The organism is Paraglaciecola sp. IT1134 (genome assembly GCF_058068185.1).
Genome location: NZ_CM176486.1, coordinates 1,300,317 through 1,324,620 on the forward strand (window position 1 = coordinate 1,300,317; position 24,304 = coordinate 1,324,620).

At 41.2% G+C, this 24,304-nt stretch carries 19 protein-coding genes; 8 read left to right on the forward strand and 11 right to left on the reverse strand.

Translation table 11 applies throughout. From position 1 onward, the window contains the following. Positions 1-4: 4 nt before the first annotated feature. The 4 genes from AC3RV5_RS05620 to AC3RV5_RS05635 are packed head-to-tail and all read right to left on the reverse strand — an operon-like array spanning position 5 to position 4,744. A complete protein-coding gene (locus AC3RV5_RS05620; protein ID WP_489730978.1) occupies positions 5-1,630 on the reverse strand; it encodes a DUF481 domain-containing protein in 1,626 nt (541 codons plus the stop codon). After that, positions 1,630-2,502, reverse strand: a complete 873-nt coding sequence (locus AC3RV5_RS05625; protein WP_489730979.1) for an XrtA-associated tyrosine autokinase — start codon at positions 2,500-2,502, stop codon at positions 1,630-1,632. Before AC3RV5_RS05625 ends, AC3RV5_RS05620 begins: the two co-directional genes overlap by 1 nt. Then, entirely contained in the window at positions 2,499-4,079 is a 1,581-nt protein-coding gene (locus AC3RV5_RS05630) for an XrtA system polysaccharide chain length determinant (protein WP_489730980.1), read from the reverse strand. The genes AC3RV5_RS05625 and AC3RV5_RS05630 overlap by 4 nt, the downstream gene beginning before the upstream one ends. 26 nt (positions 4,080-4,105) lie before the next feature. After that, entirely contained in the window at positions 4,106-4,744 is a 639-nt protein-coding gene (locus AC3RV5_RS05635; RefSeq protein ID WP_489730981.1) for an XrtA/PEP-CTERM system exopolysaccharide export protein, read from the reverse strand. A 172-nt stretch (positions 4,745-4,916) separates the two neighbouring features. Between AC3RV5_RS05635 and AC3RV5_RS05640 the strand changes: the two genes are divergently transcribed. The 5 genes from AC3RV5_RS05640 to AC3RV5_RS05660 all read left to right on the forward strand — a co-directional run bounded on the left by AC3RV5_RS05640 (position 4,917) and on the right by AC3RV5_RS05660 (position 10,881). After that, complete coding sequence (locus AC3RV5_RS05640) at positions 4,917-6,329, forward strand: TIGR03013 family XrtA/PEP-CTERM system glycosyltransferase (RefSeq protein ID WP_489730982.1); 1,413 nt, start codon at positions 4,917-4,919, stop codon at positions 6,327-6,329. Positions 6,330-6,331: 2 nt separating this feature from the next. Beyond that, entirely contained in the window at positions 6,332-7,174 is an 843-nt protein-coding gene (locus AC3RV5_RS05645; RefSeq protein ID WP_489730983.1) for an XrtA system polysaccharide deacetylase, read from the forward strand. Positions 7,175-7,186: 12 nt separating this feature from the next. Next, the gene (gene xrtA, locus AC3RV5_RS05650; protein ID WP_489730984.1) at positions 7,187-8,701 is read left to right on the forward strand and encodes an exosortase A; all 1,515 of its coding nucleotides are present in this window, start codon (positions 7,187-7,189) and stop codon (positions 8,699-8,701) included. Positions 8,702-8,710: 9 nt separating this feature from the next. Further along, a complete protein-coding gene (locus tag AC3RV5_RS05655; protein WP_489730985.1) occupies positions 8,711-9,658 on the forward strand; it encodes an FkbM family methyltransferase in 948 nt (315 codons plus the stop codon). 155 nt (positions 9,659-9,813) lie between these two features. Next, positions 9,814-10,881, forward strand: coding sequence for an acyltransferase family protein (locus AC3RV5_RS05660; RefSeq protein ID WP_489730986.1), 1,068 nt, complete (start codon positions 9,814-9,816; stop codon positions 10,879-10,881). Positions 10,882-11,181: 300 nt separating this feature from the next. Here the strand turns inward: AC3RV5_RS05660 and AC3RV5_RS05665 are convergent, their stop codons facing one another. The 3 genes from AC3RV5_RS05665 to AC3RV5_RS05675 are packed head-to-tail and all read right to left on the reverse strand — an operon-like array spanning position 11,182 to position 14,189. Next, positions 11,182-12,303, reverse strand: coding sequence for a right-handed parallel beta-helix repeat-containing protein (locus AC3RV5_RS05665; protein WP_489730987.1), 1,122 nt, complete (start codon positions 12,301-12,303; stop codon positions 11,182-11,184). Between the two features lie 60 nt (positions 12,304-12,363). Continuing rightward, entirely contained in the window at positions 12,364-12,945 is a 582-nt protein-coding gene (locus AC3RV5_RS05670) for an acyltransferase (RefSeq protein WP_489730988.1), read from the reverse strand. Further along, complete coding sequence (locus tag AC3RV5_RS05675) at positions 12,942-14,189, reverse strand: TIGR03087 family PEP-CTERM/XrtA system glycosyltransferase (RefSeq protein WP_489730989.1); 1,248 nt, start codon at positions 14,187-14,189, stop codon at positions 12,942-12,944. The genes AC3RV5_RS05670 and AC3RV5_RS05675 overlap by 4 nt, the downstream gene beginning before the upstream one ends. Before the next feature lie 750 nt (positions 14,190-14,939). Between AC3RV5_RS05675 and AC3RV5_RS05680 the strand changes: the two genes are divergently transcribed. Both AC3RV5_RS05680 and AC3RV5_RS05685 read left to right on the forward strand, forming a co-directional pair. Further along, positions 14,940-15,863 carry a sulfotransferase family protein gene (locus AC3RV5_RS05680; protein WP_489730990.1) on the forward strand — a complete coding sequence of 308 codons (924 nt, stop codon included), beginning with the start codon at positions 14,940-14,942 and terminating at the stop codon, positions 15,861-15,863. 492 nt (positions 15,864-16,355) lie between these two features. After that, a complete protein-coding gene (locus AC3RV5_RS05685; protein WP_489730991.1) occupies positions 16,356-17,294 on the forward strand; it encodes a glycosyltransferase family 2 protein in 939 nt (312 codons plus the stop codon). 89 nt (positions 17,295-17,383) lie between these two features. Here the strand turns inward: AC3RV5_RS05685 and AC3RV5_RS05690 are convergent, their stop codons facing one another. Next, positions 17,384-18,748 (reverse strand): O-antigen ligase family protein, encoded by a 1,365-nt coding sequence (locus tag AC3RV5_RS05690; RefSeq protein WP_489730992.1) that lies wholly within the window; start codon positions 18,746-18,748, stop codon positions 17,384-17,386. Positions 18,749-18,874: 126 nt separating this feature from the next. On the opposite strand from AC3RV5_RS05690, the gene AC3RV5_RS05695 reads away from it, so the two are divergent. Continuing rightward, entirely contained in the window at positions 18,875-20,116 is a 1,242-nt protein-coding gene (locus AC3RV5_RS05695; protein ID WP_489730993.1) for a hypothetical protein, read from the forward strand. A 138-nt stretch (positions 20,117-20,254) separates the two neighbouring features. Here AC3RV5_RS05695 and AC3RV5_RS05700 read toward each other — a convergent pair whose 3' ends face one another. From AC3RV5_RS05700 to AC3RV5_RS05710, 3 genes are all read right to left on the reverse strand, one after another. After that, positions 20,255-21,334: an acyltransferase family protein gene (locus AC3RV5_RS05700; protein WP_489730994.1), complete on the reverse strand. Its 1,080-nt coding sequence runs from the start codon at positions 21,332-21,334 to the stop codon at positions 20,255-20,257. An 89-nt stretch (positions 21,335-21,423) separates the two neighbouring features. Next, the gene (locus AC3RV5_RS05705; protein WP_489730995.1) at positions 21,424-22,338 is read right to left on the reverse strand and encodes a glycosyltransferase family 2 protein; all 915 of its coding nucleotides are present in this window, start codon (positions 22,336-22,338) and stop codon (positions 21,424-21,426) included. A gap of 336 nt (positions 22,339-22,674) precedes the next feature. Beyond that, a complete protein-coding gene (locus tag AC3RV5_RS05710; RefSeq protein WP_489730996.1) occupies positions 22,675-24,141 on the reverse strand; it encodes an oligosaccharide flippase family protein in 1,467 nt (488 codons plus the stop codon). Positions 24,142-24,304 lie beyond the last annotated feature (163 nt).

A 24,304-nucleotide genomic window follows, 5' to 3' on the forward strand; every position in this document is an offset into this window, starting at 1 on the left:
CGAACTAGTTAAACTGATAATTTAAACCAACGGTGAGGCGCGAATCGGTCAAGTCCCGGCTAGCATCGTCTGTTTCTCGGTTAATATACCGGGCAGTGACGTCCATTGATAATTGTTTGCTCAGGGTGCGCGTAAAAGAAGCTGAAAGATTAATAACATCGTTTTGCGTATCTGAGCCACTGTAATTGACTGTGGAATAACTGGTGTTCAGTCCAACGTTGGTGCGCCTACCAAGCTTGTAAGATAAACTCAGGCCTAGAATTTTTGATTCTTGCTGACGATCAGACTCAAGATATTCGGTGGTATTGACCGATAAATTTAGTGACGCTTTTAGCCGACGTTTGTCGTAACCCAGGCTTAAACGACCTGCTTTACGAAATAAAATTTCATCACTGATATCGGCGAACAGTAAGCCCGCTGCTCTGAATTCTTCACCGGCTTGCAATACATAATCCAGGGAATCAGGCTGGAAACAATCCGCTAAATCAATAGAGCCAAGAGGGCATACAAACATACTGCTTGGCCCTTCGGTAACACTAAGGCGAGAATACGAGGTCACACTCTCGCTGTAACTGGCAGAGCTACGAAAAGATTTCAAGTTATATTTAAAACCGAAGTCATAAGCATCGCCATAAAAACGTTTACTGTAATCAAACTGCACAGCCGTGCGTGATGAAAATGCCCAGTTGGTATTGAAGCCCACAAAGCGGCTGCTATTTACGCCTTCATCGAGTTCGTTGTAAGTCAGCTCGATGCTACGATCATCCCTTGGCTGCCACATGAAACCGGCGCCATAACTGGTGGTATCTAAGTTTGTCCGTTGGGCATTTAAGCTTTGCTCATCTACATCGTAATTACTATCATTACCAACCAATACAAAATTTATATCTTGGCTTAAGCCAACCCCAATACGCGCACTGGAAATGGTCGATACAAAGTCTTGACCACTAGCACGTGAGGTATCGTTATAACTACTGGCAAGAGAAAAGCTGACACGGTTGAATCTGCTACCTTGATAAATTTGGGCATCGAGTCGCATGTTCTCGCCGTCAATGCCGAGGGTGCTGGTGTTGGTGGTGCTGGTCAAGGATTCCTCTGAATTGGTAGTGGAATACGAGGTTTGCAGCGTTGCCCCTAAATACTGTGGTTTAGGTACACTTAAGCTTAGTGCTGCACTATTTGTGCGGGTTTTTGTTAGCTCACCAGCTGCCAATACTTTGTCACTAACCAAACTCTGGGCGGCGTCGAGGACACGGTAACTTTGATCTCCCGATAGCGACAACGACATAACGTGGTCAATAAGGTTTATGCCGGAAACATATCTCATTTCGGTAAAATTTTTATTAGCCCCTGGGTCATCGTTTTTTTGTTGCACAATCGAGTGATCTACCACCACTGATGCCGAAGCTTTACGCGCCGAATAGATGCCAACGACCTTAGGTTTAACCAGGACTGCCGCATTATTAACGCTTGCCTGGGAACCACGGTCGGTTTGGTAAAGATAACCTGTGCTGCTAACAGATGGCTTTATTTGCAACTCTCCGGCTACCAACAAATTTGGATAACTGCAAGTAAATGCGGCAACCAGGATAAGTTTGTTGCGTGCCGGTGATGTCGTTTTGTCTGCCACTAATTCCCTCCCCCGTAATAATAATAACCGTAACCTGAACCGTCATTGGTTATCTTTTGTCCTTTGTTAACCACAAAGCCAATGGCCATTTCCGGATTAAGTTGACTGACGGCTTGTTGTATATCAGAAAGTTTTGTGGAGTTTTCTTCTGTTACTACTATGGCTTGACCGGCCAGATTAGCCAAAATAGCCGTTTCGTTTATACCCAGTAATGGGGGAGTGTCCACAATAACCACTCGATCTGTATAACGATTAGCGAATTCCTGCACCACTTCATACATCTTTTCACTGGCGAGCAACTCAGTTGATAAATGGTGAGACTTTCCAGCGGCAATAATTCTCAAGTTGGGCACATTGGTATTGTACATGACCTCTGAGATATCGTTTTTTTCACCGAGAAGGTATTCCATCAAACCTTCCTGATTTTCCTGCTCCAGGGTACGCATTACATTAGGGCGCAGCACGTCTGCATCCACAAGCAATACAGTTTTATCCTGTTCTAAAGCAATACTCAGAGCCAGATTCACAGCGGTAAAGGTTTTTCCTTCCCCTGGTCTGGAGCTGGTGATCATGACGATATTGCTATTAGTTAACGATTTGGACAGGGCACCGAAGGCGTTATCCAAAATTTTCCGTTTAATAGCCCGATATTCTTCATTAATTAACCTGCGTTGGGCACTGGTTGAAACAAAGCCTTTTTCTTCCATCGCCACCAGATCAATTTCGATATGTCCAGCGCTGCTTTCGACTCGACTCGGTTGATTGAGGCTGGCAGCAGGCGTGGTTTTGACTGGTTCCGGTGTGTGTACAGGGGCCGGCTCGTCCTTTTTAGCGGCATTCTGCTTCGAAAGTGCGCGTTCTATTGTATTCATGCGAATACCCTCGCAAATAAGTTAATTTGGAGCATTTCAGCGCCCATCAACACACCATACATGGCGAAAATTAAACTGGAAGACACCATAAATACCAATATTCTCGTTCTGTTGTCTTTACGCATGGCCGCGCGGTTAAGGTGGCTCACTACTCCTAACACCGGGTAAGAAGTCAAAGCCGTCAATTGTCGCCCTCGGGTGAGTATGGGGTTAAGTTGACTAATTAAAAATGCAATGGCAAGCCCGGCTGCGAAGCCGATAAAGACCACGGCTGTATAGCCGATTAAACGATTAGGACCACTAGGTGTACGAGGGGCCAAAGGGGGATCTATGACTCTAAATTGTACATCTTCTGAGGATACATCGGCCTTTTGGGCCAAATCTGCTGATTCCCGTCTAGACAACAACTCTTCATATTTACGTTTAGTAATGCCGTAATCCCGGTTTAGCGCAGTGAATTCCGCTTCTATTTGTGGCACTAAATCAATTTTTTGTTTTAGGTTGTCAATCTTACCTTGAAAGTTTGCACGTCTAACTTGCAGTGAAGCGACCAAACTTTGCAAACGACTGATCTCAATGCGTATTTCAGTAGACAGGGCACTAAATGAACCATTCACATTATTGGCATCGTCAGATGACAGGTATTCATCTATTTCGCCTTGCCGCGCTTTTTGTAACGATTCCAGCAAATTCTGGGATTCAATTACATCCGGATGCAACTCAGTATATTTGAGCATCAGTTCGTCAAGCCTTTCTTCCAGACTGCGGATCCTAGTGTCATAACGCGTCGTTAACGTCGCTTCAGAATTGGAAGGTTTGACTGCAAAACCGTCTACCTGCGAGCTTTCTCCCTGTATTTCGCCGGTCAACGCTTTGATCTGTTGCTCGGTTTCTTTGATGGTAAGCTCTGTTTGCTCCAACTGCGATTGTAACTCAGTGAAATTGTTATAAAAACTGCCCTTATTAGGTAACAGAGCAGCATATTTACGTTTAAAATCCGCCACGCGTTGTTCGGAAGAGGTCAAACGGCTTTCGTATTCATCTATTTGTTCTTCTATAAAACGACTGGCTGAATCCGAATCCTTGCGTGAACTGCCAAGGGCACCTTCAACAAACAAATCCAGGGTTTCCTGAACCACAGTTTTGGCCATCTGGGGGTCTTTATTAGAATATGAAATAGTAAATAAATTATCCCGACCGGCAGAGCGTAAGCGAATATTGCTACTCAAATCTGCAATCATCGCTTCATAATCAGCCGGTGTAATAGCCGTTACATCCAAGTCTGATTCTCGGCCAATGATTTCCAGGTTTGGGCGACTCAGCAAGGTCTTAACCATCATTGAAATTTCTTGTTGAGGATTGGTTTGAATTGCCAGACCTCTTAATAATGGTTGTAATACCGAGCGTGTATCTACGTAAACTCGCGCTTGTGACTCATAGGTATCAGGCAGTGAGGCGACGTATGCAAAACCAATTGGACAAATCAACCAGGTGCATATCATAACGTAGCGCTTTTTTACCCACACACCCTTAAGGTAATCGATCAGTAACTCGATCGTTTTTTGTAAATCCTGCATTTAAACGTCCGTATATCTATTGTCTACTAAAACCAAGCTTCTGGAATAATGATGATGTCACCTGGTAATATATCGATATTTTGTCGAATATCGCCATCTTTGATAAGCGCATCTATGTTCAAATCAAAAGTCTTTTGCGTACCGTTAATTGTGCGCACCAGTTTAGCATCATTGCCTGAAGCAAACTGAGTCAAGCCACCGACTTTTATCATTAAATCCAACAAGGTCATTTGTTGGGTGTAGTTGATCGCACTGGGATTAGTTGCTTCACCTATTACCCGAACTTGCTCACTTAATGGACCAGCAAAGCCAGTAACGCTAACGGTAACCCGCGGATTATTTATATATTTGCCGAGTTCTGTTTCCAGTTCACGAGCAAGTGCCCCTGGGGTTTTTCCCGTAACGTCGACATCTTCCACCAATGAGGTTGTTACCTTACCGTCGGGTCTGACTACAAAAGAGCCTGAAATATCGGGGTTGCGCCATACAAATATCGACAGCCTGTCTCCAGGACCAATCAGATATTGATAATTACTGACAGAAGTTGTTAAAGAAGGGTAGGTAGATGCGCCTGGCAAATTGCTGCTACTACTACTGCTACATCCCGCCGTAGTTAAAATTATTAAAAATAGTAAATTGAAGAATGCTATTTTGTTAGTCTTCATGTAAATTGTGGCCCCATGTGTTGAACTCATCGGTCGCCAATGTACCAAGTTTTCGACTTATTTCACAACTATAAAATAATGAAAAAGCAGAAAAAATCTGTGAATCTCAATTACTTAATTATGTATAAAAATTATAAAGCTATGTTGCCGTTCAAAAGTGAGGAAGTGATTAATGAGTTTTGTTAATCGAAAAGAAGTACGTCGTTCCAATATTTTGATGATTTTAGAAGCGTCAATTGTTGGCTATATTCTCTACTTAACATTGGGAGTGGTGAATAAAATAACTGACACCGTTGCCCCGACTATAGGTAACTTGTCACTCTACATCGGGCTATTTACATTTTTAGTCATCGTGTCAGCGTTATCTGTAGGTTTATATGAATCTAAGTTAAGGGAAACCTTTAGAGGCATAATCCGGCGCATTTTTGTCAGTGTGGCTCTGGGATATTTCATGATGGAAATCCTGGGTAACACAGCGCTCAATTACATTGAGCTGCACCAATACTTTTTGCCAATTGCCGCAGGACTGTCGATTATTGCCCTGGTTATTTTTCGCTATTTTATCAATCGATTAGGTTTGCTTGGTCTGGGACAGACCAAAATCATCGTCATTGGTGCCGGTGAACGGGCGTCGATTATTGAACGCAGAATGCGTAGAGAAGTCGACCGATTTGGGTTTGAACTGTTGGGTTTTATTCCCATTCCAGGTGATAACCGAGAAGAAGGTATTCAAAACGAAAAATTAATCCACGTGAAGATTGACGAAAATTTTCGTAATTTTATCGCCGACAATGATATCGACGAAGTGGTTATTGCTTGTGACCAGCGCCGTGGCACGCTACCGGTGGAAATCTTGTTCGATTGCCGTCTTAGAGGGGTAGAAGTCACCGATCTGTTGGACTTCATGGAGCGGGAAACCGGCCAAATAGTAGTTAATCTGATGTATCCAAGTTGGGTGATTTACTCCAATGGGTTTAATTCACAAAACTACCTTCGAGATGCGTTGGATTATGCCTTGAATACCGTTCTGGCCTTTGTTGTATTGATGATAGCCTGGCCGTTTATGGTACTTACAGGCCTAATTATTTATTTTGAAGATAACAATAAAACAAAGTCTTCTGTGTTTTACAAACAGGAACGAGTTGGCTTAAACGGTAAACTCTTTAAAATAATCAAATTTAGAAGCATGCGTGCCGACGCAGAGAAGGATGGCGCCAAGTGGGCCACCGCCAATGACACACGAGTCACACGGGTTGGCCAGTTTATTCGTAAATACCGGATCGACGAATTGCCACAATTGCTCAACGTTTTTCGTGGTGAAATGTCATTTATCGGCCCACGCCCCGAGAGACCTCAATTTGTTGAGCAACTCATTCGGGAAATACCTTATTACAACCAGCGGCACAATGTTAAACCTGGTCTGGCTGGATGGGCGCAGCTAAATTATCCCTATGGGGCGAGTGTGGAAGATTCCATGGAAAAATTGAAATTTGATTTGTATTACGTCAAACATCAAAGCTTGATGTTGGATATTCTTATTTTAATTCGCACAGTAGAAGTTGTGTTGTTTGGTAAAGGAAGATAATTTTGCATACTAATGTACTAAACGCCATGACAGTGGATGTTGAGGATTTTTTTCACGTATCCGCTTTTGAATCCATTATTACCCCAGAGCAGTGGAAAGATTATCAGCCTCGAGTTGAAGCCAACACACGTCGCCTGCTGGAGCTTTTTGCTAAATATAACGTGAAATCGACGTTTTTCGTTTTGGGATGGGTAGCAGAGCGTTATCCGCAATTGATCAAGGACATTCATGCTCAAGGCCACGAAATAGCCAGCCATGGTTATGCTCACCGCCGGGCAACCGAGCAGACTCCTCAAGAATTTAAAGTGGATGTCACGCGGTCAAAAGACCACCTTGAAGATCTGTTAGGGGAGCGCATGGCAGGATATCGTGCTCCGAGTTTTTCTATTGGTTATGACAATGAGTGGGCCTTCGAAGTATTGGCAGAGCTTGGTTTCCAATACAGTTCGAGCACTTACCCGGTTAAACATGATTTATATGGCACACCGGATTGGCCACGTTTTGCTTATATGCGTAAAGAAGGGATCACCGAAATTCCGATCCCCACCTTGAAGATATTAGGTAAACAAACGCCTATAGGCGGGGGAGGGTACTTTAGACTTTATCCCTATCAACTGACCAAATCATTAGTTTCTAGCTATTTGAAAAAAGAAAAACAACCTTATTCATTTTATTTCCATCCTTGGGAAATAGACAGTGAGCAGCCACGATTAAATCATGCTCCGTTAAAATCCAGATTCAGGCATTATGTCAATTTAGATAAAACTTACGCCAAATTGGAACGTTTATTAGTCGACTTTTCATGGGGCACCATGAGGGACGTTTATAACATTTCTGCTAAGTAAAAGGTTGTAGTTATGGTTGTAAGCTCGGCTCTAAAGCAGCCCGGAGAAGGAAATAGTAAAGCTGTTATCTTCGGGTTAGTACTCATTGTATTTACCTGGTGTGTGGTGTTTTGGCAAGGTCTGCGCACGGCTATCGATATCTGGCTGATTTCGGATATTTTTAATCATTGTTTATTTGTATTACCGGCTGTTGGCTTTTTTATCTATTTAAAACGCGCGCAACTGGCACCTTATGTTATCGCACCCAATTATTGGCTGTTGTTGCCGTGCATAGGCAGTTTATTGCTTTATGCCATCGGGCTATCAGGCGGTGTGCAGTTGTTTATGCATGTTGCGACCTTCACGTTTCTACCCTTGAGTATATGGTTTTTTTTGGGTAATAAACTTGCTGCCAAAATCACTTTCCCACTATTTTTTATCCTGTTTTGTATCCCCGTTGGGGAAGAGTTGATACCGACTTTGCAGCAGATTACCGCAGACATGTCTGTGGTCATGTTAAATTGGTCAGGTGTCCCAATATTTAAATCCGGTTTGTATATTGAAATCCCCGAAGGACGCTTCTTGGTAGCAGAGGCTTGCTCGGGTATTAGTTTTTTTATTGCCTCTATCGTTATCGGCTCCCTTTACGCCTATTTAAATATTCAATCTGCATCACGCAAAATCCTGTTTATGGCGATTGCTATCCTGTTTCCTGTGTTGGCTAATGCAATACGGGTATTTGGTATTATTCTGACTGGCCATTTGACCAATATGGAGCATGCAGTAGGTGCCGATCATTTAATATACGGTTGGGTCTTTTTCAGTTTTGTGATCATTTGTTTGATTGCTATAGGTGAACTGATCCGGGAGAAAACCGCGGATTTAAAGGTGCAACCAGTGTCAACTGAGTCAGGTGCACTAGTGCCGGTAAAAGTATGGGTTACTTCTGTAGGTGTATTGCTGATCCTGACGTTTAGTTTTGCTGCCTGGTACCAGGTTATTTTATCTCAGCTTGAACCGGTGTCAGCCGCCCATAGAATAAACCGGGTCGTTATGTTTCAGCCAGTTGCTGGCGGACAGGTCGCGCCTAACTGGAGTCCGGAATTCATTGATGCCTATGACGCAAAGCAGGGAACTATTACCCATGAAAATCAGGTGATCGATATGTATATCGCTTGGTATCCCAAAGGGCAAGGGGAGTTAATCAGCTCATTAAATCGCCTTTATTTGGAAAAATCCTGGACTCTGGACAGTCGCGATAATTTTACAGGGCCTGAAGAGCTGACATTTGCAGTTGAACAAATAGTTAACTCCCAAAGTGTGCGTTTGTTGACTCACTGGTATGTTGTGGACGGTAAAGTATTGACGGATAAAAAAACGGCTAAGTTGTACGAAATTTACCGAATTATGCAAGGTAATCATGTCGGTAGCGGCATAATCATCTTGTCGCAGCAAAGCGAGAATATTTCTATTACTCAAGACACGGCTGATTTTAAAAATATGCTCATGAATAAATTTGCCCAACTAAATGCAAGCTTTCCCCTTTAAGACAGCTCTATGACATTATCTTCGAATAAGTTTTCGCCAGCGGCTCACAATCCTGTAGCATTCAGTGGCTGGCTGAACAAGCTATTTGTGCGGTTACAATGTACAGAATGGCCGGGAAAACATCGTTTTTATCTGTGGTGCGTTAAACACTTAGGGCATAGGTTAATAGCCCACAAAATAGATGACAGACAATTTTTAGTGCCTTTGGTGGAGTGGTGTTTTTGGCTGGAGAAGGGCCCACAAAATTACTACCTGCAGGAATTTAGCCCGTTTTGTGAGTTGCTTGCAGACTTACGGCGGCCTTTCACTTTATTCGACCTTGGCGCTGATATAGGTACGGTATCTTCTTTAGTAGCCACTAAGTGCTCTAACCTGGATAATGTGATTGCCTTCGAGCCTAATCCCAGGTCGTTTAGTTTATTACACAGTAATCTTAAACAAATAAACTGCTCGACATTGGCTGTGCAAGCCGCAGTCTCTAATTTCAATGGCAGCGCCAGGTTGGCAGCCAATTTGGCGCGGGTGAATGATCACGAGGGGCATATCGTTGCTTGTGAAGAAGGTGATGACGCTGATGTAGCGGTTGTCAGTCTGGATCAATGGGTTAAAGACCATAATGACATTGTCATTTGCGACTCCTTAGTCGTAAAGATTGATGTGGAAGGCCAGGAGCAACAGGTCATGGCGGGAGCCGTTGACATGTTTGGGCGAGCCGAAACCCTAATTATACTGTTAGAAATTCACCCTGATGTGCTGCGAGACACGCATACCACAGCAGAAGCCTTATTTTCCCAGGCCGAGGCCATCCGCAATTTTACCTGGACGGTTCCGGCTGTGGGGCGCCAAGTTGACCGCAGGCGTGATTTTTTCGACCAGTTTGATGATATGCAATATGATGTCATCGGTATTTCGTCTAATTCCGATAATGGCAACGAACAGGCTACATTGCTGCAGTAAGAATAATAGATAACCGACAGATAACGACTGAGTGGCGTTAGATTTAGTCGATCATTACGTCGCCATTTTGGCTGATATTTAAGGATTAATTTTAATTATGATTACCTACCTACTTTGGGGAATCAAAACTCGTATGGCTGAGGAACGTAATTAGTATGTTTGGTATTTTTCGTTTTTCACTATCGATTTCTGTTATGGCGTTTCATCTTTTAGCGCTACCCGCTATTGGGAGCCTGGCGGTAGAATCCATTTTTATCATCAGTGGATTTTTGATGACACTCATTATGCACAAAAGCTATGCCTATACGATGCAGGGGCAAATATCGTTTTTTAAAAATAGGGTGTTAAGGTTGTATCCTACTTATTGGATATTTTTGATATTGGCGATGTTAGTTATATTCGTGGTTGGAGAAGAGTTTTCTGCTCAATACAACTCAAAAATGTACTTTCCTGAAACATTGGGCGAGATTTTGTCAAATTTAACACTCGTTTATCCGAGCTTTCGTCCATCAAGTATCGAACCAAGGTTGTTACCACCCTCTTGGGCAATAACCATAACGCTATTTTTTTACGTGGCAATTGCTGCAGGAATTTCTAAGAGCAAACTTTCTACCCATATTTGGTTTGCGGTTAGTGTGATTTTGTATATTTATGGGATGTATACAAGCGGAAATTTAGGGGTTGAACATGGTAGTTTTTTCACAGCATCTCTGGCATTTTCATCAGGTGCGCTGATCTTTCATCATCAAGCTTTTCTGATTAATATTTTACGTCAGATCCCCAAGGCTAGCATAATTGTAACTCTGCTATACACGGTCAATATTCTCATGGCGCCAGTAAGCAATTATTTTTTTCCTGTCATGTACGCTGAGATTTCATGGAAGCTAATTATGTTAACCGGGTGGATCAATATCCCCTTGAGTATATTGCTGATAACCGTGTTATTTGGCTGGAAGCCTAAGAGTTTCAAACTAAAAAAGCTTGATAAAGCGCTTGGAGCCTACTCTTACCCTGTTTATCTGTTTCATACCACGGCAGGCTGTTTTATTTATTGGTTACTGCTAAAAAACGATATAGAGACCAATAAAACAGATCTCACCCTGTTTTTTATTGCTTTAGTGTTGACGATTGCCCTTGCCAATTTATGTGAGAAAACGGTTACTAGAGCAATCGACAGGCGAGCTGAAAAAAATAAAATCTTGCTTAAAGCCATGAGTAATTAGTGTTGTTCGTTTAACCTATGTTATCTGTATTGGCCGTACAAAAAATGGTGATTAAGCAACGTATCTAGGGTGTAGTTGAGACTCATTCTAGATGTTGAATTTTTTGTTCTGAACAGCCAAATGGCCTATTGAGTGTTTTTTTTCAAAAACCATAGTGGCCTTTAGCGTTACCCAATGACCGAAATACTGGGCACATATCAATCACGTTAACAAAGGTCGCTGTCGCCTTGGTGTAACCGGTAAGTTAATGATAACAAAAACGGGCGCAATAGGGTTCGCCTGCAGGCAAAAGTAGCCTAACTACTGCTGTGCTATGATTGCCAGTTCCCTTTCGCTTACCATGTCTTCTAAATGCTTAACCCGCTTATTGTCAATCAGTAGTGCTGTTGCCCCATCGCGTTGACGTATGGGTTTGTTGGTTTGATTGTCAGCTATTACTATGCCCTTGGTTTTAGCAAAACGATACTCGATAGCATTGGGGTAAGAGTTGGCGAAAAATACTCGATTGTCTAACACCTGGGTATCCGGAGTATCTTCAAGTAAAATGCCTACGTCTGCATTAGGGTGATTATTGTCGTGATGCACGATTAAGTTCTTTACTATCGCGCCCCCTGAGGCGGGTTTACCTTGCAGGCCAAAGCCGATACCCCGGTCACAATCGATGATAATATTGTTTTCGACCACTATATTGCTCGCCCCATTCCAGAAATGGATGGCGTGTTCGGCCACGCGTTTGCCCGGGCTGGCAATATTTCTGAAAATATTGTGTTTTACTACCCAACCTTTCGCTTTATGAGCATCTATGCCGCCAATATAATAGTTAGGACCTATGCCTTTGGTGAATTTGAACTCGCAGTTTTCTACCACACCATAATCACTGGAGTTTTCACTTTTATCGTCTGTGGTGACCTTTACCAGCTGTTGAAAGCTATCCTGTAATACACAGTTGCGCAGAATAACAAAATCAGCATCACGCTCGCCATTTATCTGGATAAGATGATTACCGGCATCAGATAGCGTTAAACCGTCTAGGGTGAAGTATTTTGCATTCACGTTGATCAAATTTTCTACTTGGCGATTATTCCGCATGCCAAGGCCAATCAGGCGAGTGTCACCAGGTTTTGTCGATTTAGCGATTAAACTGATATGCGCAGCTTTAATATTGATGGTTTTGCTTAGTTGATAGTTGCCCGGTGTTAGCACTATTTCCGTGTTGCCCTCTTTGTTGGCCTTATTAAGTGCTTTATACAAAGCTTGCACATCAGATACTTCAATGGAGAAAGCAGACGCAATTGGCGATGAGTCTTGGGCGAGACCAGTTAGGGGCAACACCAAGCAAAATACCACGGCCAGATGCACTCCTGCGCCAACGACCAAAGCACACAAACGACAGTGCATCACAGTTTTGATGTGTTCAAACATAGCTTTCTCCATTAACCATTTCCGAATAGGACCCTTCAAGTCGAACATTCGACAGGCAGATTATTTACGCATTTTTAGTACTTTAGCCGGGTTTCCGCCTACTATGGCGTAATCTGGTACGTCACTTATGACAACTGAGCCTGCGGCCACAATCGATTGTTTACCTATATTGGCCATAATCAGCGCCCCATTGCCTATCCAACTATCTTCACCTATGGTGATTTTTTCAAAGTCACCACCTTGGTCTTTTATTGGCGTGTTCAAATCGCCAAAATTGTGCTGCCCTTTACCACTCATGATATGAACACCACTGCCCAATAAACAGTTTTCACCTATAGAGCAACGGCCTATATTACATTGAGGGCCAATATACACACCCTGATATATATCTGTATCCACTTGAGAAAACAAGGTAGCAAAAGAAATGACTACGTCATGTTCACAATGGTTCAAGCTTAGGCGGTAAAAACCCAAGCGCAACTGAGTGCCCAAAAAACCCGGTAACAAACTGAGTAATTGAGAGTAGGTACTAAAAACCCTATCTTTGCACATCACTAAGCAGCTTAAACAAAAACAAATATACAAAGGTAAAACCAACAACATACAGACTAGCCCTATGGCTTTTTTTAGTTGGGTTTTCATCGGATCGGCTCAATTTGTTGGTCAGTGTTTTTTATATTGCCAGTAATAACTTGCTCAAATGGCTGCAATATACTGTCCCATGCATACTGCTCAAGAATAACTGACAAGGCGTTGGATGAAATCCGCCCATAAAGGGTTTTATCGGTGCACAAGCTTGTTATATGTTTGATAAACTCCTGAGGAGACTCAGCTAATAAGATACTTTCATCTTGCTCACATCTGATACCCTCGGCGCCCATGGGCGTAGACACCACGGGAATACCGCAGGCAAAGGCTTGCAATACTTTGTTTTGCACGCCCCTGGCAATACGAAATGGGGCGATAAATATATTAGCTCTAGCGAAGTAGGGCATGATGTCATCGACAAAACCGGTCACAGTGATCCCTTCAATCTTAGCAAGGGCTTGTATTTTATCTACGGGGTTCATTCCGGCGACAATAAACTGCGCATCGGGCCAGCGGCTTAAAATGTCTTGCCAAACATGCTCTACAAACCATAAGACTGCATCGACATTGGGTGCATAATCCATTACACCGGTGAATAAAAGCACTGGCGGGGCCAGTTCAGGTGTGATTTCAGCAGGTTTGAAGGTGAGAGTGTCAATGCCATTTTCAACTGCAAAAATGTTGTTTGCGTTCGGCGCATTTTGTTTAAACAGCTCGGTTTCAGCATCGGTAATAAAAAAACATGCATTAAAACGCCTGGCAATTTCCCGTTCAAATTCAGCGATTAATTTGTGCTCCCGGCGATAAACGACTGTCATAGGAAAAGACGCACGCTGGGCGTACTGCCGCCATTTATCTGAATCGAGATCCATAAAGTCCATATAAAGGCGAAGGCTGTTATCTTGTAACTTTAGGCAAGGGGCTTTACTTTTAAACACATATTCCGCCATGCTCGACGCAGTGCATACCAAAACATCAAACTGGCCATTTAGCAGGGTCTCATCCAGACGTTGCTGGAGCTCTGAACTATAAAAGTTACTCACACTCAAGGCTTTGCCTTTGAGTAAACCACTGAACAAACGGTAGGCTTTGTTGGTTAGTCGTACACCCTGGGCTTGCACCGCATACTGCTTTTGCAATGCTTGAAAAAACGCAATTTCATCAGGGTCTTCATAGGGCGCCAATACACTGACTTGATGACCCTGTTCACACAAATATTTTAGTTGGTGAAATGTTCTGATCTTCTCCCCTTTATTCGGTGGAAAGGGGATACGGTGAGACAAAAATAGTATTTTCAAAAATTCGGTTCGCTTAGTTAAAAAATGTTATGGATAAAGCATTTATAACGCTATCTTAACCGGAGTTACGTGTGATTTAAACGATTCGTGACGCAGTAAATTAGTTAAATTGTAACTCGCCAGCCTCAGTAAACCCCGCCGAAGCAGCTAATCACAGGTGACTGAAGATTGGTGCGTAAAAAGCCTACCGCCCGGGTAGTGCCAGATGCGTTAAATGAAGTCAGGTGATGGGGTTAAGTGTGAAGCCGGTTAGAAAAATCAATTGCTATCAAACCCAACCCATTACTGTGGGCACAGAAATTTCTCCTATTTTCTCCTACAGTAAGGCACAAGGTAGAAGTGATGAGCAAACAACTTGATACATCAGTGGGCATATCGACATTCCCCCCAGCATGGTGATTCTTGACTGACGACTCTCATGGTAGACGAATCAACGCTACATGTTATTGAATTTGAAAATTTTGGAATGACATCAATGTCTTTGTCTGATTAAATATCACTGGCATTATCATTCTATTTATAGGCGCCAAAACGTATCTCTATATCTTTTCCGTAATAGCTAAAAGCATGCACTAAATAAAGATCAGCCCATTTTTTGGTATTGACGATGCCATATTCCCGGGCTTTTTTATGTATCGACTTTTGCTAAGGTTAGGGGTTCGAGTTTTTTTGGGGAAGAAAACAGTATCGTGTGTGGCCTGTTTTGTTGTTTGAAAAATTCATATTTTTATAATTGGGAGTAAAGTGTAAGTGGTTGAAATAAAACAGGTTTTTATTTTAGGCGCGCCTAGGTCTGGCACCACATTTTTGGCTAGCCTGTTAACACATACTCGGTTCAAGGCTCCTTTTGAAACACACTTTATTCCCAAATTTTATAAAAAATTAACGAAATATGGCGATTTAAATCAATTCTCAAATTTTTCTAGCTTGTTAGATGATATTTTGTCTGAACGGGCAGTAATGCAGTGGAAGTTAAATTTGATCTATGAAGAATTTTTCAACAGCTTCAATGGAAATGTTTCATATCAAGAGTTAGTAGATAAACTGTGTTCCATGAGTCGAAATGGAAGTGACAATGAGTGTTGGGGCGAAAAGACCCCATGGTATTTACTGGAGCTGGAAATCATATATAAGCTCTTTCCTGACGCCAAATATATTTATATTGTTAGAGATGGGCGGGATGTCGCCTTATCTTTATTAGAAAAAGACTGGGGGCCGAATAACATATATGCCTGCGCTGAGTATTGGCGAACATTAAATAAAGAGGCGCCTATACTCGCAGAGTTAAAGGGAAAAGGTCAGCTTTTTGAGCTTCGCTATGAGGATCTTCTAGACAACACAGAAGAATATGTAGCGCAGTTTTATGAATTTCTAGGAGAGTCTTATGATCCGGATAGTCTTAGCTCTTTGTTATCGACAGTCAAAAGAGGCAACTATTATAAATGGAAAAAAAGTCTTACTAACCAGCAGATAAGCTTATTTGATAAAGTTGCTGCAAATACGCTCAATAGATTTGGTTATGAGACTTCAGGAGAGGAGAGCGCTTTAGGTATTTTGACTCGATGCTTGTATATTTGTCATAACAAACTAATTTGGTTGAAATATATGTTCAAAATGAATGTGATTGATGGGATCAAAATCCGGTATTTTGGTAAAGAGCCGTTTTCTGATTAGTCGTTTTGCGTATGTTTTATAATGAATAAACTTTATTTTTATCGTGCAGGTTGGAATAGGTTAATGAGCCTCCCCTAAATTGGAAGACATTTTTTACTTAGAAATCGAAGTAAGGTAAAACGTGTTGTGAGATAAAAAATATCTCGGTGAATTTAAAAAAGTAACTATTCGCCAAGTAGCGGGCAATGGCTATTCGGTGGCCAGTGTTGCTAAACGATTTACTTAATGCCTCACCATTGTCGCAGTGGGTGAGGGAGGTCGCCCGCAAAAATGCGGGTAAATTCGGTAATACCTGTATTCCCTGTATTCCCCCAAGTTGGCCATTAGATTCAGTGACGATATTACTGATATTGAGAAAATACTAAACGTCGATTTAGCACATTGGCGTTCTGTTACCGTTAATTTCAGCGTGATTTTCTGATTTTATTATCAACTATAATCAAGCATTTATTTCTGCTAATAGCAGAGAGTGACGAACAAAGGATAGCCAATATGATAGATTTTTCTGTCGCTATACATTCATATAACAGAAAAGATTACATTGTAGAGACAATTGAAAGTGTCTTAAACCAAACATTAAAACCAAAAGAAATTATTGTCATTGATGATGGCTCATCAGATGATACAGAAGAGGTGTTGAAGCCATATAGTGATTTAATTTATTACGAAAAAATTGCAAACGTAGGTTGTGGAACTTCACGCAAAGTTGCGGTCGAGAAATGTAACTATAAATGGATTGCTTGCAATGATGACGATGATCTTTGGGAACCTAACCACTTAGAAGAATTGGCCAAGGTTATAGCGGCTTTCCCCGATGCTGAATATGTATTTTCTAACCATAGTCAATTTGGTGACAGAGCTGAACAAGATTATGACCATTTTTCAACCGCACCTGAAGGATGGTGGAATGGGGTTGTGAATAAACGTAACGGCGATGCTATTTTATTGAACAAAGATGCCTATATAGATTTTTTGAATTTTAATCCGTCCTTTCCGTCAGCTTGGGCATTTACCAAAGGCGTATATGAAAAAACGGGGGGGATAGATAAGAAATACAGCCGTATGAATTCCGAAGATTCAGACTTTACCAGAAGAGTATTGCTAAACACTGTTGGGGCATGTACGAGCCTTAGAACCGTCAAGTTAAGGCGACACGGTAATAACATGTCTGACAATATTTCGGCAAATTTGTTGGGTAAAGCAATTATTTTGGAAGATATTTTACATAAAAATATTTTGCCACAAGACTATATACAGGCCACCAAACACACCATTTCTGCCGCGGAATTACAGTCATTTCGGCATTACTATTGGAAAGGGGATTATTCAACCGCATTAAAGGTGGCGAATGATCGGGGCTTGAAACTCCCTCTCGGGGATTATCTCAGGAAGCTAAAAGCGCAGTTTAAGCTGAAATTTCAAGGAGGTTAGCATAAATCATTCTGTTAATGTGACTTGGTAACCGGAATATGTTGATTAACAACATTCCCTTTACCAGGTCACTATAACTATTACTGCGTTTAGGTTGTAAGGATCTGCTGCTTTGACTTTTGTTTATTTGCAGTAGGTGCTTCAATTGTCTCCCTTTGTAAATGCAATTTACGCAAGTAGTATATGTTGAAGGCGCAGGCCGCAAATAAAATACACCAATAGAATATCTCTGCCCGCATGCGGCTTAAAAATGTCATGGTCACCATAAATGTGATCAGCATTGCCTCTATAGCGACAACTTTAAAATAGTCCTCAATATATTTATCCGTATTTAAGACTTTTTTACATTTTTTAGTCATTAAAAAAGATGCAATAACCATCATTATTAAGGCAATAAAGCCTGGGTAACCCGCTTCCGATAGGGCTTCAAACCAGGAAGAATGCACTGCTCTATTGCGACTACGTCCGGTATTAATATTAGCCGGGATATAAAGTGGGGCGTTAATTTCAAATCCCCCCCGGCCTAAACCTAATGGATAATCTTTAGCCATATCCCAGGCAGCTTGCCAAAATACCATTCTGGTTGCGCCCGTTTCAGTATTCTCCTGAACTTCAGTTTCGTCAGCGATAGAAAAGAAACGTTCAACTGCAGTTTTATCTGATATATACACCAGAGAAGCTAAACCTGCGAGGGTGATCAATACAACTGTGAGTTTTTGAGATTTACGCTGTACAGGAGAAAAGAACAGCTTCCACATAAAATAGGCGCCACCCACGGCTAACCCTAACATTGCTCCACGACTATTGATCAACATTAAACCGTTAACAATAAAAGCCCCTGCAATAATAAAGGGTACTTTTAACTTAATGTTGGTATTGACCCAGAAATAATATAAACAGGCGATTGCTGCAGGGGCAATGGCTGCTGCAACGCCATTGCTATCAGGGGCATCAACCATACCAATGCCCTCAACACGATTGCCTGAGTTTCTGCCAACTTGAAAAGTGTAATATCCAATATACGCTGCACCTGCGATAAATCCATACACCATATAGTCAAGGGCTTTGATATTCGTGCATATTTTGTATGCAATAGTCATGATTATTGCGACTTTTATTAATGGCTCAAGTGCATTGGCGTGATACCCTGGAAAAAGAGCCCAGAAAGAAACAATAGAATAAATAGCTACAAATACATACATCCACCTAAACGATGGGATACTGAGTATCTTGTTTTGCTGAGTAGTAGACCAATTAATGGCAAGAATGACTGCCATGAACACAACCGAAAAATATGAATAACTGACATCAGGGACCATCGAACCCCACCAACGGTTTTGCGGGTGAAAAAAGTAGATCAGTTGATAAAGTACAAATGCAAATATAGCGGCATGTCTTAACGACAGAATAAAACTGGAAACAAAACTGCCGAAAAAAAGGAAAATGCTGATCATTGATTGCCTATCACAAATTGCTTAAATTGCTTATTAACGTTAACGACAGTGAAAGTTTAAGTTACCTGCCACCCTGCTAACATCTACAATGGGGGTCTTGCTATTTTTATATTAACTAAAGTTGAAATGGATATCATGAAAAGATCAATTACTCACTTTAAACAAGCCTATCTTATCGCATTGCTCGGTTTATTTACTGCTTTTTCTGGTGTGACTAAAGAAAAAGAATCCGTGACCATGCCCTTATATTTGCCTAGCGCCCAAACATTAGAATATTTAGGTGGTTTCAGGCTGCCTGTCGGTACCAAGGGAGCCTCACGACTAGGTTATGCTCAGGGAATATTTGCCCTTCGCCCGTTAAAAAATTCTTTTTTTATCGTTGGGCACGCGAATCATCAAGCTATTGCCGAGCTTACTGTACCGGCCTTGAGTTTGTCAGAAGATATTAGTGAATGGCCTATGGCCATATTTGAGCAGCCATTTAGTAAAGTTATCCCACGAGTGAAAAATGGTAATCCTCAGAATATCAACAGAATATCGGGTATGGCTGTCATTGAAGAGCAGCTAGTAGTGAACGGTATGGAGTACTACGATGCGAACGGTAATGTCAAAAACACGACCTTTATCGTTCGTAAGGTTAATGATTTGGCTAAGAGCCCTATCGATGGTTTCTTTAATTTACAAGGTGCTGCACATGCAGCAGGCTGGATAAGTAAAATTCCAGAACATTGGCAAACAGCACTCAGCTCTGAATATTTAGTCGGTAATGCAAGCTCCTATCCTATTAATTCTCGTTCAAGTATAGGCCCAAGTGCATTTGGCGCTCAATTTTGGGGAATACTCAATAGTAAGGAAAGTTCCGGGCTGATTTTAACCGACAAGTATATGGATTTTAGTGTTAATAAACCGATTATAGCTGACCAATATAATAAGGCCCGCAATAATGATCTATGGACAGAGGTCTCGTCGGCCCATTACGGTTTTATTATTCCTAAAACGTCTAGCTATTTTGTGATTGGGGATTCGGGGGGGCATAAGAGTGGTATCGGTTATAAAGCCACTCAAGACAATGGCAAATTATGTGCCGGCCCCTGCGCTTTAGCTGCAAAAGACATATACAATTATTTTTGGTTGTTTAATGTTGAAGATTTCGTTGCGGTTAAGGCCGGATTAAAAAAATCTCATCAAATTCAACCCTATAAATATGGCATCTTTGACAAGCAGCACACTCGTTCAGATATTATTGCTGCCGACTATCAAGAGTCTAGCCAAAAATTGTTTGTACTTTATGGTAACGAGGATAAAAGTCAAAGTGAGTTCGAAAAAGCACCGATAATGAGGGTTTATAAAGTAAGCCTTGAACAGTAAACATCTCTAGAGCAAACGGTTACTGAGTAGCTTGGTTCTACTTAGTAACTGTCATTAAAATCTCGCGGCTAGGTAATACGCAAAAATTGATGTTTATACTGGCCTGGGTATTATGCCCAGCAAGTATTGATCTGTATCTTAATTTTCGCTCTTAACTTCTTCCAGTGTTACTTTTTCAGATTTTTTATCGATATTTTTTTTCACCCTACTTCTAACTATTTGAATTGGTTTTTCAATAAATAGAATTAATAACCATGAAAAAACAAACAGAAAAGGGATGCTAATAAGCATTAAATTGAAATCTGGCCTTACGTAATCTATGCCCAAATAACCTAAACCTGTTAATGTAAGTAGACCAACTTGATAGTGGATAAGGTAGATAGGGTAACTGAAATTACCTATCCAATTGTCGAATTTTTTACCAATGAAAGGCAGAGATTTTTTTTCTGCAAGAACAATAATCATTAACGTACATAAGACAAAGTTGGAGTAAAAGAAAAAGACACCAAAGTTGAAACCTGAGTATGTTGATTGCCTACCTATATACCAGTTAAGTAAGATAAAGAAACCCAGTAAATAGGGAAAAAATGCGCCACGCGTTATCCTACTTGAGCTTACTATAGCTTGTAGTTTTTCTTTATAATGGAAGATTAAAGCGCCTACCGAAAAAGGTAAAGATGCCGCCGATATAGGGTAGTAATTGTACTCAAACCCGAGGTTTAATATTATTACCACCGCGTGGTAAATGATACTTAATAAAAACCAACCAATAACAACATTTCTGTGTTTCGACAGCCCCAAGCCGATTAAAATATAGAAAAAAATCTCTACAGTTAAGGCCCATGCCGGGGGCGTCAATCGAGGTAGTTCACTAAATGGGAAAAACAAAAAAATATTTTTCAATATTGCTGTGACATCCGACGGTAAATATAGTGCCTGATGATAATTCGCGGTGGTTGTTTCACCTAAGAGTAAGATCAGTATCAAGGTTATTGTTATTGAAGCCCAATACATAGGGAAAATACGCAACAGCCGATTGATCGCATATTTATACTTTCCGGAGGCAGTGTAACCGTAATTTTTTTGCATGATAAAAGTCATCAAATAACCGCTTAATGCATAAAAACCAAACACTGCATAACCGCCGATATCAGGGATCCCGCCTATGTGAAATGCAACAACCATTAATGCCAAAATAGTTCTATAGGCCCCAAACATAAAATTTTACATCCTTAAATAACTGCTTCTGAGTGATTAAAATGTGGTTTTTAGACCCTGAATTAAATTGTGAACTTATTTCACCTATATCACGCGGATATAGCCCACCACATCATCTTAGGCATTTTTTTTAGTCGCCCATAAATGAACATGTTTTTCAAAATTAACAAAAATAATCCAAACTTTTTCTTTTTCAGTAAGGGTTTTAAAACGTTAGCAGAGCCATATTCAATTCTCTGCTGAACGGCATCTGCAAATTCAGCAGGTTTGTTTAAATATAAATAATTATCTACCAGTGATATCAGGGAGTACGCTTCCTGTGCGGATGTGCCATGAAATGAAGTGATACCCTCACCAACATAATACTCATTAGTAATGTCCGCAGCGCAAACGATAGGGCCTTTAGATGCGACTTTGAATTGAAAGTGGAAATCGTTTGCCGCTTGATAAAAACTGGAGTCTTTAGATGCATAATGAGCGATGTCTTTTCTCACCGCCATATTCATGGCGGCAGCAATGGGGTAATAGTTGTTAAAAAAGTGAGAAAGCGGATCGTTATTCACAAGAAGACTGCTATCCATTTTTTCGATCCAAACGGGTGGTTTCCAATCAGTTCTAAATTTATTTTCTACTACGGCAATTGCCGCTACACAGTTAGGATGTTGCGACAACGCGTCAAACATGACCTGCAATTTATTTGGGTAAGCGATATCGTCTGAGTCGTTAAATACGATTATATCACCTTGGGAGTGCTCTACGCCGGTATGACGAGCAACTGCCGCGCCTTGGTTGCTCTGTTTAATGACTCGAATTTTATCATCGAGATCAGTCAAGTCGGATGCTGTTTCATCACTTGAACCATCATCAACGATAACGATCTCATAAGTCCCTGAAAATGACTGATTTAGTAATGAGTCTACAACTACACGCAATCTCTCACGACGATTGTAAACGGGTACTACAACAGAGATATCTAGTGTTTTTTTAATGTGGGTATTGTCCATATAATTCAGTGTTACTTATCTATTTAAGCGGTAATTTGAAAATAATAACGCTAGGTCGCTAAAACGCTCATAAATTTATGGGAGCGCGACGCTAGGGCAATATACGCAATGTCGATTTACTTCGGAAACTGAATTTACTCATTTTCCAATTCCAACAATCTTTCTAGTGTTTAAATCTGCACTGAGGCAACATCGGCATTTACTTGTTTCATTTTTTGAATCGACACGTGTAAAAAGAGCTTGAACTTTGCTTCTCTTTCAAATTGTCGGCCAATTATTTTTGTAACCTATAGTTTCCACTTTCATATATCCAGACTTCAAAAGTGTAGACAGCAATTAGGCTCTACTCCTTTTAAATTTTGTTTTAATTAAATCGAAAATGGGGGTTGCATTACCTTGCATAGTTAGTACAACAACCCAAGTTATTGCTGAGCTACCTAAGGCAAGCCCAGCCGGAATATAGTGTTGCCACCAATTTTGACCGAAATACAGGTTAAGGGCTAAAAGGGGCGTAGAGCAGGCAATTAACAAAATGGCAGGGTCTTTTAACCACCGCAAAAATTCTTTAGGCGTAAATACTTTTTTCCTATTCATAACAAACATAAAAAGGCTAAACCTTAATATTGGCAATGTCATGGTGGTTGAGATCATCATGGCCATTAAACCGTATTGCACCATAAAAATACATATGATTACCCGTGTGATACTGAGTATAAGGACAATTTTCATAAGTGCCTTTGCCATGCCCAACCCCATCATCACCGGATCCAAAATTTGAACAGCAGATGTTAGGACCAGCGATACACAAATTATTTTAAGAAAATAAGCTGAAGTGAGCCAATTTTCACCAAACAATACTAATATAACAGGCTCGGCACAGATACCTAAAATCACGTAAAATGGCCAAGACAGACTAAGGGTCATTTTTAGTAGAAATTGTAACTTGGCGACAAAATCACCGCCTCGCCTGTTGAGCATTGATATATAAGGCATAAGGACCGGATTAAATGCCTCAGTGAACAATTTACTGAACAACGAAGCGGTCGAACTGGCGCGGGTCAACAAGCCTGTTGTTTCCAAGCTGAAATATTTGCCAGATAATAACACCGTAAATTGATTGCCAAAGTAGCCCACTATGCCTGATATGCCAACGAATTTAGAATAACTGAGAATTTGGCGACTCTTTTTCAAGCTGGGTAAAAGCGGCATGTTTGCTGGCCTGAAAAACTGAAATACTAATGCCATGGTGAGAGTTTGTATTAACGATCCCCAAACAAGCGCATATACCCCATAGTCATACATGGCCAGGATGATCATGCTCGCGACACTAGTTAGCTGACTCACCACACCGGCAATTAACGCGGGTTTAAAATGGAGTTCTCTTCTTAACAAACAATCAACAATTGAGCCAAAAGGAGAAAGCAAAATATTCAAGGAAAGCAACTGCAGTATGGTTATCAACGCATCCTGTTGATAAAAATGAGCGATAGGATACGACAGAAAAAACAGACACATTGCGACTAATGACGCTATAACCAGTGATGTGCCGTAAGCGCTGCGAATTATTTCGGTGGTAAGGGTTTTCTCTTTGACCAGGTAATTGTTAACCCCGAATTCTTTTACGATTGCCGCAGTACCTGCAAAAACTAGTGCTACTGCAAATAAACCAAAATCTTCGGGTGGTATAATACGGGCTAGAACAACGCTACCACCCAATTGAAGGGCAATATTGAGGTATTTACCAAAAAAGGAATAGAATAAAGCTGAGCCCAATGTGCCTTCTTTTTTTGCATTATTTGTCAAAGGCAAGCCTCAGAAGTAGGGGGGGGCTTAGACAAAACTGGTATATCCTTGTAATTGTTAAACACTAAATAGAGAGCACGCGGCTCGAATGAGGTGTGACCTATCTCGGCGTGGTCAAACTTAGTTGGCGATCTTACCTGATGCCGATTAGTTTAACCATATT